The sequence below is a fragment of the Caballeronia grimmiae genome (assembly GCF_000698555.1).
Classification (GTDB): domain Bacteria; phylum Pseudomonadota; class Gammaproteobacteria; order Burkholderiales; family Burkholderiaceae; genus Caballeronia; species Caballeronia grimmiae.
This window is the reverse complement of record NZ_JFHE01000025.1, coordinates 1-14,966: the sequence shown is the minus strand read 5'-3', so window position 1 is coordinate 14,966 and position 14,966 is coordinate 1. Positions and strand designations below refer to the sequence as shown.

The 14,966-nt window shown below is 63.6% G+C and carries 20 protein-coding genes and 1 pseudogene; 11 read left to right on the top strand and 10 right to left on the bottom strand.

The window, feature by feature from the left end; genetic code table 11:
* Window positions 1-25: 25 nt before the first annotated feature.
* Entirely contained in the window at window positions 26-1,240 is a 1,215-nt protein-coding gene (locus tag BG57_RS21435) for an SAM-dependent methyltransferase (protein ID WP_035967875.1), read from the top strand.
* 14 nt (window positions 1,241-1,254) lie between these two features.
* Window positions 1,255-2,310, top strand: a complete 1,056-nt coding sequence (locus BG57_RS21430; RefSeq protein ID WP_035967937.1) for a DUF72 domain-containing protein — start codon at window positions 1,255-1,257, stop codon at window positions 2,308-2,310.
* Between the two features lie 7 nt (window positions 2,311-2,317).
* Here the strand turns inward: BG57_RS21430 and msrA are convergent, their stop codons facing one another.
* Window positions 2,318-2,878 (bottom strand): peptide-methionine (S)-S-oxide reductase MsrA, encoded by a 561-nt coding sequence (msrA, locus tag BG57_RS21425; RefSeq protein ID WP_035967873.1) that lies wholly within the window; start codon window positions 2,876-2,878, stop codon window positions 2,318-2,320.
* Window positions 2,879-2,924: 46 nt separating this feature from the next.
* Here msrA and BG57_RS21420 point away from each other — a divergent pair, with 46 nt between their 5' ends.
* Window positions 2,925-3,167 (top strand): hypothetical protein, encoded by a 243-nt coding sequence (locus BG57_RS21420; protein ID WP_152562662.1) that lies wholly within the window; start codon window positions 2,925-2,927, stop codon window positions 3,165-3,167.
* Complete coding sequence (locus tag BG57_RS21415) at window positions 3,164-3,676, top strand: flavin reductase family protein (protein ID WP_035967870.1); 513 nt, start codon at window positions 3,164-3,166, stop codon at window positions 3,674-3,676. Before BG57_RS21420 ends, BG57_RS21415 begins: the two co-directional genes overlap by 4 nt.
* Before the next feature lie 16 nt (window positions 3,677-3,692).
* On the opposite strand, the gene BG57_RS21410 is transcribed toward BG57_RS21415, so the two are convergent.
* Entirely contained in the window at window positions 3,693-4,199 is a 507-nt protein-coding gene (locus BG57_RS21410) for an Lrp/AsnC family transcriptional regulator (RefSeq protein ID WP_035967869.1), read from the bottom strand.
* A gap of 133 nt (window positions 4,200-4,332) precedes the next feature.
* Here BG57_RS21410 and kynB point away from each other — a divergent pair, with 133 nt between their 5' ends.
* The 3 genes from kynB to kynA are packed head-to-tail and all read left to right on the top strand — an operon-like array spanning window position 4,333 to window position 7,130.
* Window positions 4,333-4,959: an arylformamidase gene (kynB, locus tag BG57_RS21405; protein ID WP_035967868.1), complete on the top strand. Its 627-nt coding sequence runs from the start codon at window positions 4,333-4,335 to the stop codon at window positions 4,957-4,959.
* A gap of 27 nt (window positions 4,960-4,986) precedes the next feature.
* Window positions 4,987-6,237 carry a kynureninase gene (gene kynU / locus BG57_RS21400; protein ID WP_035967934.1) on the top strand — a complete coding sequence of 417 codons (1,251 nt, stop codon included), beginning with the start codon at window positions 4,987-4,989 and terminating at the stop codon, window positions 6,235-6,237.
* 11 nt (window positions 6,238-6,248) lie between these two features.
* Complete coding sequence (gene kynA, locus BG57_RS21395) at window positions 6,249-7,130, top strand: tryptophan 2,3-dioxygenase (protein WP_052005925.1); 882 nt, start codon at window positions 6,249-6,251, stop codon at window positions 7,128-7,130.
* Window positions 7,131-7,143: 13 nt separating this feature from the next.
* Here the strand turns inward: kynA and BG57_RS21390 are convergent, their stop codons facing one another.
* Window positions 7,144-7,944 carry an IclR family transcriptional regulator gene (locus BG57_RS21390; RefSeq protein WP_035967867.1) on the bottom strand — a complete coding sequence of 267 codons (801 nt, stop codon included), beginning with the start codon at window positions 7,942-7,944 and terminating at the stop codon, window positions 7,144-7,146.
* A 116-nt stretch (window positions 7,945-8,060) separates the two neighbouring features.
* Here BG57_RS21390 and BG57_RS21385 point away from each other — a divergent pair, with 116 nt between their 5' ends.
* The 4 genes from BG57_RS21385 to BG57_RS21370 all read left to right on the top strand — a co-directional run bounded on the left by BG57_RS21385 (window position 8,061) and on the right by BG57_RS21370 (window position 10,970).
* Window positions 8,061-9,251: an acyl-CoA dehydrogenase gene (locus BG57_RS21385; RefSeq protein ID WP_035967864.1), complete on the top strand. Its 1,191-nt coding sequence runs from the start codon at window positions 8,061-8,063 to the stop codon at window positions 9,249-9,251.
* A 231-nt stretch (window positions 9,252-9,482) separates the two neighbouring features.
* On the top strand, window positions 9,483-9,785 hold the full coding sequence (locus BG57_RS21380; RefSeq protein ID WP_035967862.1) for an ElaB/YgaM/YqjD family protein: 303 nt from the start codon (window positions 9,483-9,485) through the stop codon (window positions 9,783-9,785).
* A 226-nt stretch (window positions 9,786-10,011) separates the two neighbouring features.
* Entirely contained in the window at window positions 10,012-10,392 is a 381-nt protein-coding gene (locus BG57_RS21375) for a phage holin family protein (RefSeq protein ID WP_035967860.1), read from the top strand.
* Between the two features lie 53 nt (window positions 10,393-10,445).
* A complete protein-coding gene (locus BG57_RS21370) occupies window positions 10,446-10,970 on the top strand; it encodes a DUF3318 domain-containing protein (protein ID WP_035967859.1) in 525 nt (174 codons plus the stop codon).
* Between the two features lie 5 nt (window positions 10,971-10,975).
* Here the strand turns inward: BG57_RS21370 and BG57_RS21365 are convergent, their stop codons facing one another.
* The 7 genes and pseudogenes from BG57_RS21365 to BG57_RS21335 form a co-directional block, all read right to left on the bottom strand.
* Window positions 10,976-11,437, bottom strand: a complete 462-nt coding sequence (locus BG57_RS21365) for a type IV pilin protein (protein WP_075583179.1) — start codon at window positions 11,435-11,437, stop codon at window positions 10,976-10,978.
* 11 nt (window positions 11,438-11,448) lie between these two features.
* Entirely contained in the window at window positions 11,449-11,949 is a 501-nt protein-coding gene (locus BG57_RS21360; protein WP_035967857.1) for a pilus assembly PilX family protein, read from the bottom strand.
* Window positions 11,946-12,724 (bottom strand): annotated as a pseudogene (locus BG57_RS21355) (PilW family protein). Before BG57_RS21355 ends, BG57_RS21360 begins: the two are co-directional and overlap by 4 nt.
* On the bottom strand, window positions 12,721-13,104 hold the full coding sequence (locus tag BG57_RS21350) for a type IV pilus modification PilV family protein (RefSeq protein ID WP_052005924.1): 384 nt from the start codon (window positions 13,102-13,104) through the stop codon (window positions 12,721-12,723). Before BG57_RS21350 ends, BG57_RS21355 begins: the two are co-directional and overlap by 4 nt.
* Entirely contained in the window at window positions 13,101-13,649 is a 549-nt protein-coding gene (locus BG57_RS21345; protein WP_035967854.1) for a GspH/FimT family pseudopilin, read from the bottom strand. The genes BG57_RS21350 and BG57_RS21345 overlap by 4 nt, the downstream gene beginning before the upstream one ends.
* A gap of 148 nt (window positions 13,650-13,797) precedes the next feature.
* Window positions 13,798-14,280 (bottom strand): transcriptional regulator NrdR, encoded by a 483-nt coding sequence (nrdR, locus tag BG57_RS21340; RefSeq protein WP_035967852.1) that lies wholly within the window; start codon window positions 14,278-14,280, stop codon window positions 13,798-13,800.
* Window positions 14,281-14,298: 18 nt separating this feature from the next.
* The coding region (locus BG57_RS21335) for a serine hydroxymethyltransferase (RefSeq protein ID WP_035967850.1) at window positions 14,299-14,966 on the bottom strand (668 nt) is incomplete at its 5' end.

Here is a 14,966-nt window from a genome sequence, read left to right as displayed (position 1 = left end):
ATTTTCTTAGCGCGGAGAAACAAGCATGTTCTGGGAGAAGAAGCTGACGCAATGGGTTGACGAGGTGCGGGAAAGGGCCAATCTCCCCGCGCGCCTCGTGCTGTGGGACGGACAGCAGCATGACTTCGGCAGCTTTGCCGCGCCTCAGGTGACGCTGCACGTGAAGAGCGCGACCGCACTGCCGTACTTGCTGGAGCCGAGCCTCGACAATCTCGGCGAGGCATATGTGAAGGGCAAGATCGATATCGAGGGCAAGCTCTCGGACATCATCGACATCGGCTACTCGCTTGCGAAGAGCACGGTCACGAGCGCCGGTAAGCTCGCCCGCGTGCGACGCTACTTCACGCATTCCAAGGCGTCCGACAAGAAGGCCATCCAGTATCACTACGATGTGTCGAACGAGTTCTATCAACTCTGGCTCGACAAGAACATGGTGTACTCCTGCGCGTATTTCGAAAACGGCGACGAAGACCTCGCCACAGCGCAACTCAAGAAAATCGACCACATTCTCACCAAGATTCAGGTGCAGCCGGGCCATCGCCTGCTCGATATCGGCTGCGGCTGGGGCGCGCTCGTCATTCGCGCGGCGCAGAAGTTCGGCGCGAAATGCGTGGGCGTCACGCTTTCCGAAAATCAGTTCAAGCTCGCGACGCAGCGCGTGAAGGACGCTGGCCTCGAAGACCAGATTGAAATCCGCTTGCAGGATTATCGCGATGTGCCGGGACAGTTCGACCGCATCACGAGCGTCGGCATGTTCGAGCACGTCGGGCGCAAGAATCTGCCCGGCTACTTCGCGCGGATTCACGATCTGCTCGTCGACGACGGCGTGGCGATGAATCACGGCATTACGTCGTCGGATGCGGATAGCGGCGAGACGTCGCTCGGCGGCGGCGAGTTCATCGACAAGTACGTGTTTCCGGACGGCGAGCTGCCGCATATCAGCCTCGCGCTCGAAAGCATGCAGCGCGGCGGGCTGGAGGCTGTCGATGTCGAGAGCCTGCGGCGTCACTACGCGCATACGCTCGATCTGTGGGCGCACAACTTCGAGACGCATGCGGAAGAAGCGAGAAAGCTCGTCGACGACGAGAAATTCCGCATCTGGCGCGTGTATCTGGCGGGCTGCGCCTATGCGTTCGAGAACGACGACGTCTCGATCTATCAGGTCGTCTGCCGCAAGGCCGGACGCAGCGCCCGGACACTGCCGTGGTCGCGGCGGTATATCTACGAGAAGCCGCTCTGAGTCACGATGAAACGCTGATCGACGCAAGCGCGGACGATAACAACGACGAACAGTCCGATCTGTTCGGTTCAGCCGCGCCCGTGCCTGCTGCCGCTTCGAAGAGGCGCGGCGTGCAGCCCGCGGTTTCCCAGCCGGAACTGGAGACGCTGGCTCGACGGCTACCGTCGGGCGTACATCTCGGCACATCGACGTGGTCGTTTCCGGGCTGGCGAGGCATCGTCTACGGCGACGATTATTCGAACACCAAACTGTCCCGCGACGGCCTTTCCGCTTACTCCGCGCATCCGCTCCTGAGAAGCGTGTCGATCGACCGCTCGTTCTACGCGCCACTGTCGCTCGCGGAGTATGCGCGCTACGCATCGCAGGTGCCGGAGCATTTCCGCTTCATCGTGAAGGCGCCCGCCTCCGTCACCGACGCCTTCATTCGCGGCGAGCGCGGCGCGCCCGGTTCCGGGAACCCCTCGTTTCTCGACGCGCGCATCGCCATCGACGAGTTCGTGACGCCGTGCATCGGCGGTCTGGGCGCCAAGGCCGGCGCGCTCGTGTTTCAGATCCCGCCGCTGCCCGACGCGATGATCGTCGAGCCATCGCGCTTTACCGATCGTCTCGCGACGTTTCTCGGCGCGCTGCCGCCGCTCGAAGGCGATGCGTGCTACGCGGTGGAGCTTCGCGACGCGGTGATGCTCACGCCGCGCTTCATCCGCGCGCTGCGGGACGCGAACGTGCGGTATTGCATCGGCGTGCACGCACGGATGCCGGACGTGCGCCGCCAGGCGAAGGCGCTTGCGCTGCTGGACGAACAAAAGAGAGGGCCGCTCATCGTGCGCTGGAGCCTGCACAGCGGCTTCAAATACGAACAGGCGAAGGCGAAGTACGAGCCGTTCGACAGAATCGTCGATGAAGACATCGACACGCGCGCCGCGCTCGCCGAACTGGCGGCGCAGTACGCGATTGCCGGCCAGCCGGTGGTAATCGCGGCGAACAACAAGGCGGAAGGTTCCGCGCCGCTGACGTGCTTCGAACTGGCGCGCGGTATCGCAGAAGCGTGCGAGCGCGCGCAGTCGAATTAGCGATGCATCACGCCTTCAGCCGATGCGCGAACTTCTTGCGGAACTTCGCCACCTTCGGCCCGACGACCGCCGCGCAATATCCCTGATTCGGATGCTGCGCGAAGAAGTTCTGGTGATACGCCTCGGCCGGATAATAGTCGTCGGCGAGCGGCGTGACTTCGGTGACGACCTTGCCGCCGAAGACATCCTCCCGCTGCAATTCGTCGATCACTTCGAGCGCGATCTTGCGTTGCTCGTCCGAATGCGTGAACACCGCCGAGCGATACTGCGTGCCGACATCGTTGCCCTGACGATTGAGTTGCGTCGGATCATGCGTCGCGAAGAAAATCTCCAGAACTTCGCGATAGCCGATGACGTCCGGATCGAACACGACTTTCACGACTTCCGCGTGGCCGGTGTCGCCGTCGCAGACCTGCTCGTACGACGGATTCACCACCTGCCCGCCCGCATACCCCGATTCCACCGACTGCACGCCTTCGACCGCCAGAAACACCGCTTCGGTGCACCAGAAACAACCGCCGCCGAGCGTCGCGGTTTCGAATCTCGCCTGCGCGTTTTGCTGGGTCATGCCTGCTCCTCATCAAGTGCATGCGGCGATGCCGCGGACCTTCCATATGGATGCGCCGACGCGCTTCTTCAATGACGACGAGCTTAACCGCGATTACAAAGCGGCGTCGCCCACACACTCCGTACTGGCTTATGGCGGCTTGCCGCAGCCGATTCCGCTAGAATCGACACAAATCTACAGCTTTTTTATGCTTTCAAAGAAGGTCGTTCCGACTCAGGCGCGACGCGCGGCCGGCTCGGTTGCACACAACAAACTCGACCGTACACTCGCCCGCCCAGTTGCCACATGACACGCGCCAAGACCCCGAATTTCGACCCGACCACTTTCCGCGCCGCACTCGGCCAGTTCGCGACCGGCGTGACGGTCATCACCACCCGCACGGACTCCGGCCAGCTGATCGGCATCACGGCAAGCTCATTCAATTCGGTTTCGCTCGATCCGCCGCTCGTGCTGTGGAGTCTGGCGACGCGCTCGGCTTCGATGCCGGTCTTTCGCGCGAATAGTCATTACGTCGTGAACGTGCTGGCGGCCTCGCAACTCGACCTTTGCCGGCGTTTTGCGACGGTCAAGGGCGACCGCTTCGCAGGCGTTTCCCACGCCGCCGGCGATACCGGCATGCCCGTGCTCGATGGCGCGCTCGCCTGGTTCGAATGCCACAACCGTAGCCGCTACGACGAGGGCGATCACGTGATCTTCGTCGGTGAAGTGGAACGCTGCGGGGTGCATGAGAACGCGTCGGAGATCGCGCCGCTCGTCTTTCAGGCGGGCGGATTCCATACGGTCGGACCGCTCGAATAAGGCTGCGAGGCGCGGATCAGCCGTTCGACACGCCGCGCGCCGGCTGGTCGATCAGCGCGACAGGCACGCCCGCGTCGTCCTTCATGGTTTGCAGCACGATGTTCGAGCGTATGTCGATGACGCCCGGCGCCTTGTACAGCTTCGTCAGAATGAAATCGGAGTAGTGCTTGAGGTTGTGCGCGAGCACCCGCAGCACATAGTGCGTGTCCCCGGTGACGACGAACGCCCCGACCACTTCCGGCCATTCGCGCACCGCCGCCGCGAACTTCTCATGCCAGTTTTCCTGGTCGTTGCGCATGGAGACGTGGACGAACGCCTCGAGTTCGATGCCTAGCCGCTCGCGGTCGAGGCACGCGCGATAACTCGCAATCACCCCTTCTTCTTCGAGCAGCCGCATCCGGCGCAGGCACGCCGACGGTGAGAGCGAGATGCGCTCCGCCAGGTCCAGGTTGCTGATCCGTCCATCTTCCTGCAATACCGCCAGAATTCGGCAATCCGTTGCATCGAGCGTGAATCCGGTCACTTTTTAGCCTCCGAGCCCGTTTCATCGAATTATGTTCTAGCCGGAACGTTTTTGGGTGGTTATTTCGCAATCACCTTTCCGATTCGGACGGCTATGATTTGACGCATATCCACACTCTCTGCTAGGCCGCGCCATGACGCTTTTCGATATCTCCGCGCCGATCGCCAACGGCGCGCCGGTCTGGCCGGGCGATACGCCGGTCGGCATCGAGCGCGTCTGGCGGATAGAAGCGGGGTCGCCCGTCAACGTCGCCCGCCTCACGCTTTCGCCGCACACGGGCACGCACGCCGATGCCCCGTTTCACTACGATGCCGACGGCGCACCGATCGGGGCTGTCGCGCTGGACGCGTATATCGGTGCGTGCCGCGTCGTGCACTGCATCGGCGCGAAGCCGCTCGTCACGCCGGAGATGATCGCCGCTCATCTCGACGACGCCCCGCCGCGCATTCTGCTGCGCACCTATGACCGCGCGCCGCTCGAAGCGTGGGATAGCGCGTTCTGCGCGGTCGCGCCCCAAACCATCGACTTGCTGGCGGCGAAAGGCGTGAAGCTCATCGGCATCGATACGCCTTCGCTCGATCCGCAGGAGTCGAAAACGATGGACGCGCATCGCCGCATCCGCGCCCATCGCATGGCGATTCTCGAAGGCCTCGTACTCGATGCCGTCGCGCCCGGCGATTACGAACTCATCGCCCTACCGCTCAAATTCACGACGCTCGATGCAAGCCCCGTGCGCGCCGTGCTCCGTCCTCTTCGCTAGATAATCCGCCCACTCATGGACTTTTCGATGAAACATCGTGACGATGCCGCCGCGCTCGACCGCGACGATCCGCTCGCACCGCTGCGCCAGCAGTTCTCGCTCGCCGAGGGCGTAATTTATCTCGACGGCAATTCGCTGGGCGTGCCGCCCATGTCCGCAGCCGCGCGCGCCGCCAGCGTGATCGGCGCGGAATGGGGCGAAGGGCTGATCCGAAGCTGGAATACAGCCGGCTGGTTCGCCCTGCCCAAGCGCCTCGGCAACAAGCTCGCGGCGCTGATCGGCGCGGGCGAAGACGAAGTCGTCGTCACGGACACGATTTCCTCGAACCTGTTCAAGGTACTGTCGGCCGCGTTGAAAGCAGTGAACGAGCGCGATCCCAAGCGTCGCGTGATCGTCTCCGAACGTTCGAACTTCCCGAGCGATCTCTACATCGCGCAGGGGCTCATCGAGCAGCTGGATCGCGGTTATGAACTGCGTCTCGTCGATGACGCCGCCGGGTTGCCTGCCGCCATCGACGAGCACACGGCCATCGCGATGATCACGCACGTCAACTACCGCACCGGCTACATGCACGACATGGCCGCGCTCACCGAGACGATTCATCGCGCGGGCGCGCTCGCCGTATGGGACCTCGCGCATTCGGCGGGCGCGGTGCCGGTCGATCTGAACGGCGTCGGCGCAGACTATGCGGTCGGCTGCACGTACAAGTATCTGAACGGCGGCCCCGGATCGCCGGGCTTCGTATGGGTCCCGAAGCGGCATCAGAATACGTTCTCGCAACCGCTCTCCGGATGGTGGGGCCACAAGAAGCCTTTCGAGATGGACCCGGTCTACCGGCCGGACGACGGCATCGGGCGCTTTCTCTGCGGCACGCAGCCGATCGTCTCGATGGCGCTCGTCGAATGCGGACTCGATGTCTTCCTGCAAACGGACATGCAGACGCTGCGGCGCAAGTCGCTCTCGCTCGCCGATGCGTTCATCGCGCTCGTCGAAGCACGCTGCGCCGGCTTCCCGCTGACGCTCGCGACGCCCCGCGATCATGCGCAGCGTGGCTCGCAAGTGAGCTTCGAACATCCGCACGGCTATGAAGTGATGCAGGCGCTGATCGCGCGCGGCGTGATCGGCGATTATCGCGAGCCGCATATTCTGCGCTTCGGCTTCACGCCGCTCTACACGCGCTTCGTCGATGTGTGGGACGCCGTCGAAGTGCTGCGCGACGTGCTCGCGACCGAAAGCTGGCGCGCGCCGGAATTTGCCGAACGCGCGTCGGTGACCTGAGGGCAGAGAACATGAGCGAAGTCAAAGGTTGTCCGTTCGGACACGGCGCGGCGGCATCGCCGGAAGGGGAAAAGGAAGGCTGGCACGACGCCCAGCTCGATTTCTCCGATTCGATGAGCTACGGCGATTATCTCGGCCTCGATTTGATCCTCACGGCGCAGCATCCGCTGTCGCCGGATCACAACGAGATGCTGTTCATCGTGCAACATCAGACGAGCGAGCTCTGGATGAAGCTCGCGCTCTACGAACTGCGCGCGGCGCTGGACTCGGTGCATCGCGATGAATTGCCGCCCGCGTTCAAGATGCTCGCGCGCGTGTCGCGGATATTCGAGCAACTGGTGCAAGCGTGGAACGTCCTCGCGACGATGACGCCGTCCGAATACACCGCGATGCGGCCTTATCTCGGCGCGTCGTCGGGGTTTCAGTCGCATCAGTATCGGCAGATCGAATTTCTGCTGGGCAACAAGAACGTGCAGATGTTGAAGCCGCACGCGCATCGGCCGGACATTCTCGGACAGGTGCGCGAGACACTGGAAATGCCTTCCTTCTACGACGAAGTCATCCGCCTGCTCGCACGACGCGGTTTCGACATTGCGCCGGAGCGGCTGGAGCGCGACTGGACGCAGCCGACGACGCACGATGCCTCCGTCGAAGCGGCGTGGCTCGCGGTGTACCGCAATCCGTCCGAGCACTGGGAACTGTATGAGATGGCCGAAGAACTCGTCGATCTCGAAGACGCGTTCCGGCAATGGCGCTTCCGCCACGTGACGACCGTCGAGCGGATCATCGGCTTCAAGCAGGGCACGGGCGGCACAGCGGGCGCGCCGTATCTGCGCAGGATGCTCGATGTCGTGCTGTTTCCGGAGCTTTGGCACGTCCGGACCGTGCTTTGATCGCCTCGCCGGCCTAGCCGAGGCGTGCGGCCAGCGCCTTCAGTTTCGGGCCGATGATGTCGCGGAAATACGCTTCGTCCATCGACGACGCCGGCCCGCTGCTGCTCAACACGAGCCATCGGCCATTGCGCACGTCGCGAAACGGCGCGGCGATCGCGTTCACGTCGTCGTGCCACTCGCGAAACGAATAGCAGCAGCCGTCACGCGCGTAATCGTCGATGGCGCGCGCCGCCGCTTCCACGCGTTCCGCGCCCTGCTCTCTTGCCAGCTCTTCCAGTAACGCAGCACGCGCCGCCGATTCCTGCACGGCGAGATATGCGCGGCCCATCGAACTCGTGAGCATCGACAGACGCGACCCCGGCGCGAGGCCGAGCGTCAGCGCCGTTTCGCTGCGGATCGTTTCCAGATAGATCATGTCCAGTCCGTCGCGGCATCCGAGCGATACCGCCGCGCCAATCTCGCGCGCGAGCGCGCGCATATGCGGTCGCGCCAGTTCCAGCATGTCCGCGCCCGCGAGCAGCGCAAAGCCGAGCGACAGCACGCCGGTGTCGAGCGCGTACTTGCCCGCGGCTTCGTCGAAGCGCATGTAGCCGAGCGTGGCAAGCGTATAGGCGAGGCGGTTCACGGTCGCTTTCGGCAAGCCCGTGCGTTCCACGAAATCGCGGTTGCCCAGCAAGGTTTCGCCGGGGCGAAATGCGCGCAATATGTCGAGGCCGCGTGCGAGCGCAACGACGAATTTGCGCTCGTCGATGGCATCGGATTCTAAAAGGCGCGACGCATTTACGGGGAGCCTGCGATTGTTGGAGGGTTTCATCGAATGCTAAACTCGAAGCGGATTTGCAGAACATTGTTTCGCACAGCGGAACTCACGTCAAGCGCCGTTCCGACGACAGTGCGCGACGCCCCAATACGCCAAACAGGAGAACGCACATGGCCGACGCCGCCCGATTCAACTGGGAAGACCCGCTGCTGCTCGATCATCAACTGACCGAAGAAGAGCGCATGGTGCGCGACGCGGCGCGCGCCTACGCGCAGGACAAGCTGCAACCGCGCGTCTTGCAGGCGTTCCGCGACGAGAAGACCGATCCGGCGATCTTCCGCGAGATGGGCGAACTCGGCCTGCTCGGGCCGACGATTCCCGAGCAATACGGCGGGCCGGGGCTGAACTACGTCAGCTACGGGCTGATCGCGCGTGAAGTGGAGCGCGTCGATTCGGGGTATCGCTCGATGATGTCGGTGCAGTCGTCGCTCGTCATGGTGCCAATCCACGCGTTCGGCAGCGATGCCCAGAAAGAAAAGTATCTGCCGAAGCTGGCGCGTGGCGAGTGGATCGGCTGCTTTGGCCTGACCGAGCCGAACGCGGGCTCCGACCCGGCGAGCATGACCACGCGCGCGAAGAAAGTGCAGAACGGTTATTCGCTGTCCGGCGCGAAGATGTGGATTTCGAACTCGCCGATCGCGGATGTCTTCGTCGTCTGGGCTAAGCTGGAAGAAGACGGCCGCGACGACATTCGCGGCTTCATTCTCGAGAAAGGCTGGAAGGGCTTATCAGCGCCCGCGATTCACGGCAAGGTCGGGCTTCGTGCATCGATCACCGGCGAAATCGTCATGGACGACGTCTTCGTTCCGGAAGAAAACCTGCTGCCGGACGTGCGCGGACTGAAGGGGCCGTTCACCTGTCTCAATTCGGCGCGGTATGGCATCTCGTGGGGCGCGCTCGGGGCCGCCGAGGCATGCTGGCACACGGCGCGGCAATACACGCTCGACCGCAAGCAGTTCGGCCGTCCGCTTGCCGCAAACCAGCTGATCCAGAAGAAACTCGCCGATATGCAGACTGAAATCACCCTCGGACTGCAAGGCGTGCTGCGGCTCGGCCGCATGAAGGACGAAGGCACGGCGGCAGTCGAGATCACGTCGATCATGAAGCGCAACTCGTGCGGCAAGGCGCTCGAAATCGCACGCCTAGCCCGCGACATGCTCGGCGGCAACGGCATCTCCGATGAATTCGGCGTCGCGCGGCATCTCGTCAATCTCGAAGTCGTGAATACCTACGAAGGCACGCATGATATCCACGCGCTTATCCTTGGCCGCGCGCAGACCGGCATTCAGGCGTTCTTCTGAGCCAGTGATCCTTTTGTAACTTTCGATAGGCGACTGAAACTTTTACGGGTCAGATCGTCTCAGTGTTGCAACGGTGTCGGACTTTCGACGAAGGCAGGCGCTGTTCACAGCCTTTGTTCCGATAAACGGGGCAGGAACGAAATCTGCATTCATCGGCACTGTAACGAAGCCTCCTCGTCAGCGATGGCGTCTTTGGTTACGATCTCGTAGCCACAACGATTGGAGCCTTTAATGTCAGAAATCAATAAGGAGCAATTCATGTCGGACATCAAAAGCGTTCTCGCTGACGCCGAAGACCTTCTCAAGCAAGCCGCTGCCGCAACGGGCGAGCGCGCTTCCGAGCTGCGCGAGAGCGCGATGACGCGTCTCAAGCAAGCCAAAGAGAAGGCCGCCGATGCACAGGTCGTCGTGATCGAACGCGGCAAGAAAGCTGCGCGCGCCACTGACGATTACGTGCACGAGCATCCGTGGGCGTCCATCGGCATAGCGGCGGGCGTAGGCATGGTCATCGGTCTCCTTATCAATCGACGGTAAGCGTTTGAGGCAGGCCACGTTCGATGTGCATCGCTCTTTCGAACGAATGGCCCGCCGTTTGCTAAAGGGGTAACCGACGCGATCCGGCCTAGCCAGGACGGATCGTTTCAGGCCGAACCGCGAACGCCCTGCCCGGGACCGCGGTTCGGCACTCGCGCCGGCCGGCTGCCTCGTGCACCGGCCGGGACCATGAAGGCCGCATCCACCGCGCCCCCGCACCCAAACCATGACGACAGAACGGCTACCGCGCGATTCCTCCCAAGGACCCTTGCGCCGCATCGTGAGCTCCGTTTTCGCGATCTTCGAAACGCGGCTCGAACTGATCGGCATCGAACTGCAGGAGGAGAAAGAACGGCTGATCGGCGTGCTCTTTCTCGGGCTTGCGGCGATGCTGCTGGCCATGATGGCGCTGATTTCCCTCACGGTGCTCATCGCCATATTCTTTTGGGACACCTATCGCTGGCAGGCGCTCGGCGGTATCACGTTGCTGTATGCGGTCATCGCGATCATTTGCGGCCTGAGCGCGCGCGGCAAGCTGCGCAGTGCGCCGCATCTGTTCGACGACACGCTCGATCAGTTCCGCAAGGATCGCGACATTTTCGACTGAGCAGCACGGCGCACGAATCCCGTCCACGTTGAATCACACATGCCCGTTCGACCATGAGCCATAACGACGACACCTATAAGGCAGGGAAGCGCGAAGTGCAGCAACAGCTTCGCACGCCGCAAATGCGCACGCTGCGCAAGGAACTGCTGCTTGCTCGCGCGGATGTCGAGCGCATGGAACTGCGGCAAGCGACGAACGATCTTCGCGAATCCGTCGCGCACCTGCCTCTCATCGGGCTGATGGTGACGGGCAGGCGTTCGGGGCGGCGGTCGGCCCGGCGCGGCGCGGCGGGCGGCGGCATCGGCAGTTTGCTTGGCTCGCTCAATGCACTGATGAGCGGCCGTGGCCCGGCTGGCGGAAAGTTCGGGTTCCTGTTCAAGCAGTATCCGATCGTCGGGTCGCTCGCTTCGCTCTTGCTGACCCGTCCCGTCCGCAAAACGGTGGTGCGTGGCGCGAAGCCTTTGCTCAAGTGGGGCGGGCTTGGGCTGGCGGCCTGGGAAGCATGGCGCATCTATCAGCAGATGAAGGCCACAAGCACGGAGACGTCGACGAACGCGGTCGATCCGACCGTTTTCTAAGCGCGTCATCCCTTTCCCGTCCAGCATGCCGACGATTTCGCCGCATCGAGCGGGGCCGCCGTGTCCGCAAGCCGGTTCGACCGCAGGCCGGTTGCATCGATGATGAACACGCCGCATGCATCGTCCTGCATGACGCCGGATGCGACGGGCGCAGCGTCGATCGTGTAGCCGCCGTTCGCCGCAGACTCTGGCAACAGCGCGAGCTTATAGACGGGCGTTCCGCTCGACGGCGCCTGATCCAGACCCGCACTCAACGCAATGGAGTCGGTTCCGGTCTGTGCGAGCCGCGCTGTCTCGATGAACTGCACCGCTCGCTGAAGCGCTGCCGCAGCATCGAGCCGATGCGTTTTCGCGACGTGCGTCCGGTACGCCGGAAGCGCAAAGGTCGCGATGATCGCGGCCACGCCGAGCGCGATCATCAACTCGAGCAAGCTGAAGCCGTCTTCTATCCGATACCGGTTCTTCACTGTAAAGCCCCTCAAAATGGCTTGGCGACGACGCGCCGCCAATGTTGCGTGATGACGCCATCAGCTAAATCGATCCGCACCTGTAGCCACGCTTCGGACTGCGGCTGTGCCCCGAAACCTCGCGCGGTGACGAGATACGACATTGCCGCCGATTGCCATGAGCGCGACCACGCCTCGATCAGACATTGCGGCGCGCGCATCGCATAAGGCCAGGTGACGAATGGCGCAACCGCCACCGCCGGCGCCCCTTCGAACGACGCCCTGAGCCGCCAGCGAGCCGGCTCCTGATCTACCGCTCCAGTCGCAGGCAACGCCGCCGAAAGCATCCGGCTGCAACGCAGCAGCGCGCTGTCCGCCGCGTGGAAAGCCTGCATGCGTTCGCGCGCCGCTACCGTCGTCCGTGCCGCCACGAGCGATGTCTGGAGCCATGCGCTCGCGGTGACGAGCATCATCGCGGCGAGCAGCAACACGATCGGCAATACCGCGCCGAGAGACTTCGACCGGAGGTTCATGTTGAACCTCGATCGCTTGCCGCCGCCGCATTGCGTATCTCGGCGCGCCGCGAGAATGCTTGGCGCACGCGGCCGTCGTCGGCAACGGCGGTTGCGCCGCTGCAATCGATATAGTTCGCCCGCGCTTTCGTCAACGTCGCGAAGCCGCGTACGAACACGCAGAGGTCGACGGCGTGGACGTCGGGCCAACGCTCGCGCGGGATCGCGGAGGCATCGACCGCGCTCGAGGCGCCCGTCAGCCAGTACTGAACTCGCAGGCGCTCGATGCCCTCGACCAGCGGTTGCGCCTGCTTGCCGCTTCCCTCGCAATACAGTTCCGGCTCGCCGGCCGACGTAGCGGATTTCGCGTAGAAGCGATTGGTCACGTAGTCATCGGCGACGGACTGACCGAGGCAATCGGTCGGCGCACCCGTCGCTGCGGGCCACGTCGATACCGCACCGCCGCGTATCGAACCTGCACGCCATCGGATCGGCTCGTGAGCGATTCGCACGATGCCGCCGTATCCGCGCCGATGACGCGGCCTTGCACGCACCCGAACAGCGGCGCGTCGGCGTGGGTGGATGCGAAAACCGCCATCTGCACGTGCTGCGCGATCAGTTCGAGCGCGGCGACGGCGGCATCGTGCATGCGGGCGGCGTCGGCGGCACGCTCGAAAGCGCCACGCTGCGCGCGATACAAGGACAACGCCGCCGCCACGATCAGCAGCCCGAGCGCGAGCGCAATTGCAAGTTCGAGCAGCGTGTGGCCGCGCGAGATGAAGAGCCGCGTTTTCATCGTGCGAACGCCACCACGATGCACGAAGTGCGCGGCCGGGCCTGTGGCTCGGGGCAAAGATCGGCGCGATCGTCCGCACGCCAGCTCACGGTGGCGACGCGCACGCCATCGACACGGTCTTGCACGGATATATCGGCATCGGGAAGCATCGCCGCCGCCCTCGCCTGCCACTGCGACACGACGGAGGCGCGATCCGCATCGCTGCGAATGCTCTCCACGACCGAATCCGCGATGAGCGCCGCACGCTCGCGGATCAGCGCAGACCGCTCGCCACGCGCAAGCACGCTTTGCAAGGCGACAAAGCCGAGCGCCGTCACCGCGGTAATCGACAGCGCGATCATGACTTCGAGGAGCGAATCGCCAGATTGAAGCGTCTTCATGCCGATGCTCCGCAACTGCCCGCCGTCATGCGTGGACGCCCGCCCGCCGCTAGCCGGATGCAGCGCCGCGCGGCCGCATTGGAAGCGGAATCCGCACCGCGCGGGGCCAGGTCGAAGCTGCGAAAGCCGCCGATCACTTGCCCGGCGGGCGGCGTGAAAGAGAGATCGGTTGCGGCGCCCGCTATCGAGATCGACGATATCGCTGGTTCAGCGCGTAACAGCGCAGGCACGCCGTCGCGCTCGACGAACAAGGCCCAGCCGCACGACCAGTCCGTGATGCCGTTATCGCAGCTCTTTCCGGACGCAAGACAATGCCGCGCGCCGTCGATGCGGCACAGCGTAATGCGCGCGCCCCGCCGCAGGGATTCAGCGCGGGCGAGTGTCAGCGTCGAGAACAGCGAACGCGCGCGGGCATCGACCTGATCGCGCGTTTGCCATGCAAGAAACGAGGGCGTTGCGAACGTCGCGAGGATCGCCATGACGGCAAGCACCGCGCAGAGTTCGACGAGCGTGAAGCCCGCAATGGATGGTCGGTTCATCTGCATCCCTTATCGATCGAGTTGAACGAAGGTCGAATCTATCGGGATGCAAGACGCGCCGCCATTAGCCGAATGGCCTAGTGTTCACGTGATCGCGTCCTGTGCAGACTACGCGAGGACACGCAAAGGGCTTGGGGGAAGGATGAAACGAGGATCAGCGCTTGCGCGAGGCGGACTTTTTGGGCGCGGCGCGGCGGAATTCGTCGAGCACGTCTTCGAACTCGGAGACATCTTCGAAGCGCTTATAGACGGATGCAAAGCGCACATACGCGATGGTGTCGAGCTGGCGCAACTCGTTCATCACGAGCTCGCCGAGCCGCTCGCTTTGCACTTCGCGCTCGCCGCTGCCGAGCAACTGATATTCGATGCGCGCGACGGCGGCATCGATGGCGTCCGCCGCAACAGGACGCTTGCGCAACGCGAGCTTCATGCTCGCGACGATCTTGCGGCGGTCGAATTCGGTGCGGCTGCCGTCTTTCTTGACGACGGACGGCAGCGCCAGCTCGACGCGCTCATAGGTGGTGAAACGCTTGTCGCATGCGGGACAGCGCCGCCGCCGCCGAATGGCCGCGCCGTCCTCCGACACGCGAGAATCCACGACCTGAGTGTCTTCGTGTCGGCAGAACGGGCAGCGCATTGGCGGGAGTCTCTCGGATTAACGGTAGACCGGGAAGCGCTTGGTCAGCTCGGCCACTTGCCCGCGCACGCGCTCGATCGTTGCCTGGTCTTCCGGGTTGTCGAGCACATCCGCAATCAGATTGCCGACGATCTCCGCTTCCTTCGTGCCGAAGCCGCGCGTGGTCATCGCGGGCGAGCCCAGACGCACGCCGCTCGTGACGAACGGCTTCTCCGGATCGTTCGGAATCGCGTTCTTGTTGACCGTGATGTGCGCGTTGCCGAGCGCCGCTTCCGCTGCCTTGCCGGTGATCTTCTTCGCGCGAAGGTCGACGAGCATCACGTGACTCTCGGTGCGGCCCGACACGATGCGCAAACCGCGCTTGACCAGCGTTTCAGCGAGCACGCGCGCGTTGTCGATCACGGCTTGCTGATACGTCTTGAACTCTGGCGCGAGCGCTTCCTTGAACGCGACGGCCTTCGCCGCAATCACGTGCATCAACGGGCCGCCCTGAATGCCGGGGAAAATCGCCGAGTTGATCTGCTTCTCGAACTCCGCCTTCATCAGGATGACGCCGCCGCGCGGCCCGCGCAGGCTCTTGTGCGTGGTGGTCGTGACGAAGTCCGCATGCGGTACCGGGTTCGGATAAAGCCCGGCGGCGATAAGACCCGCGTAGTGCGCCATATCGACCATGAAGTACGCGCCGA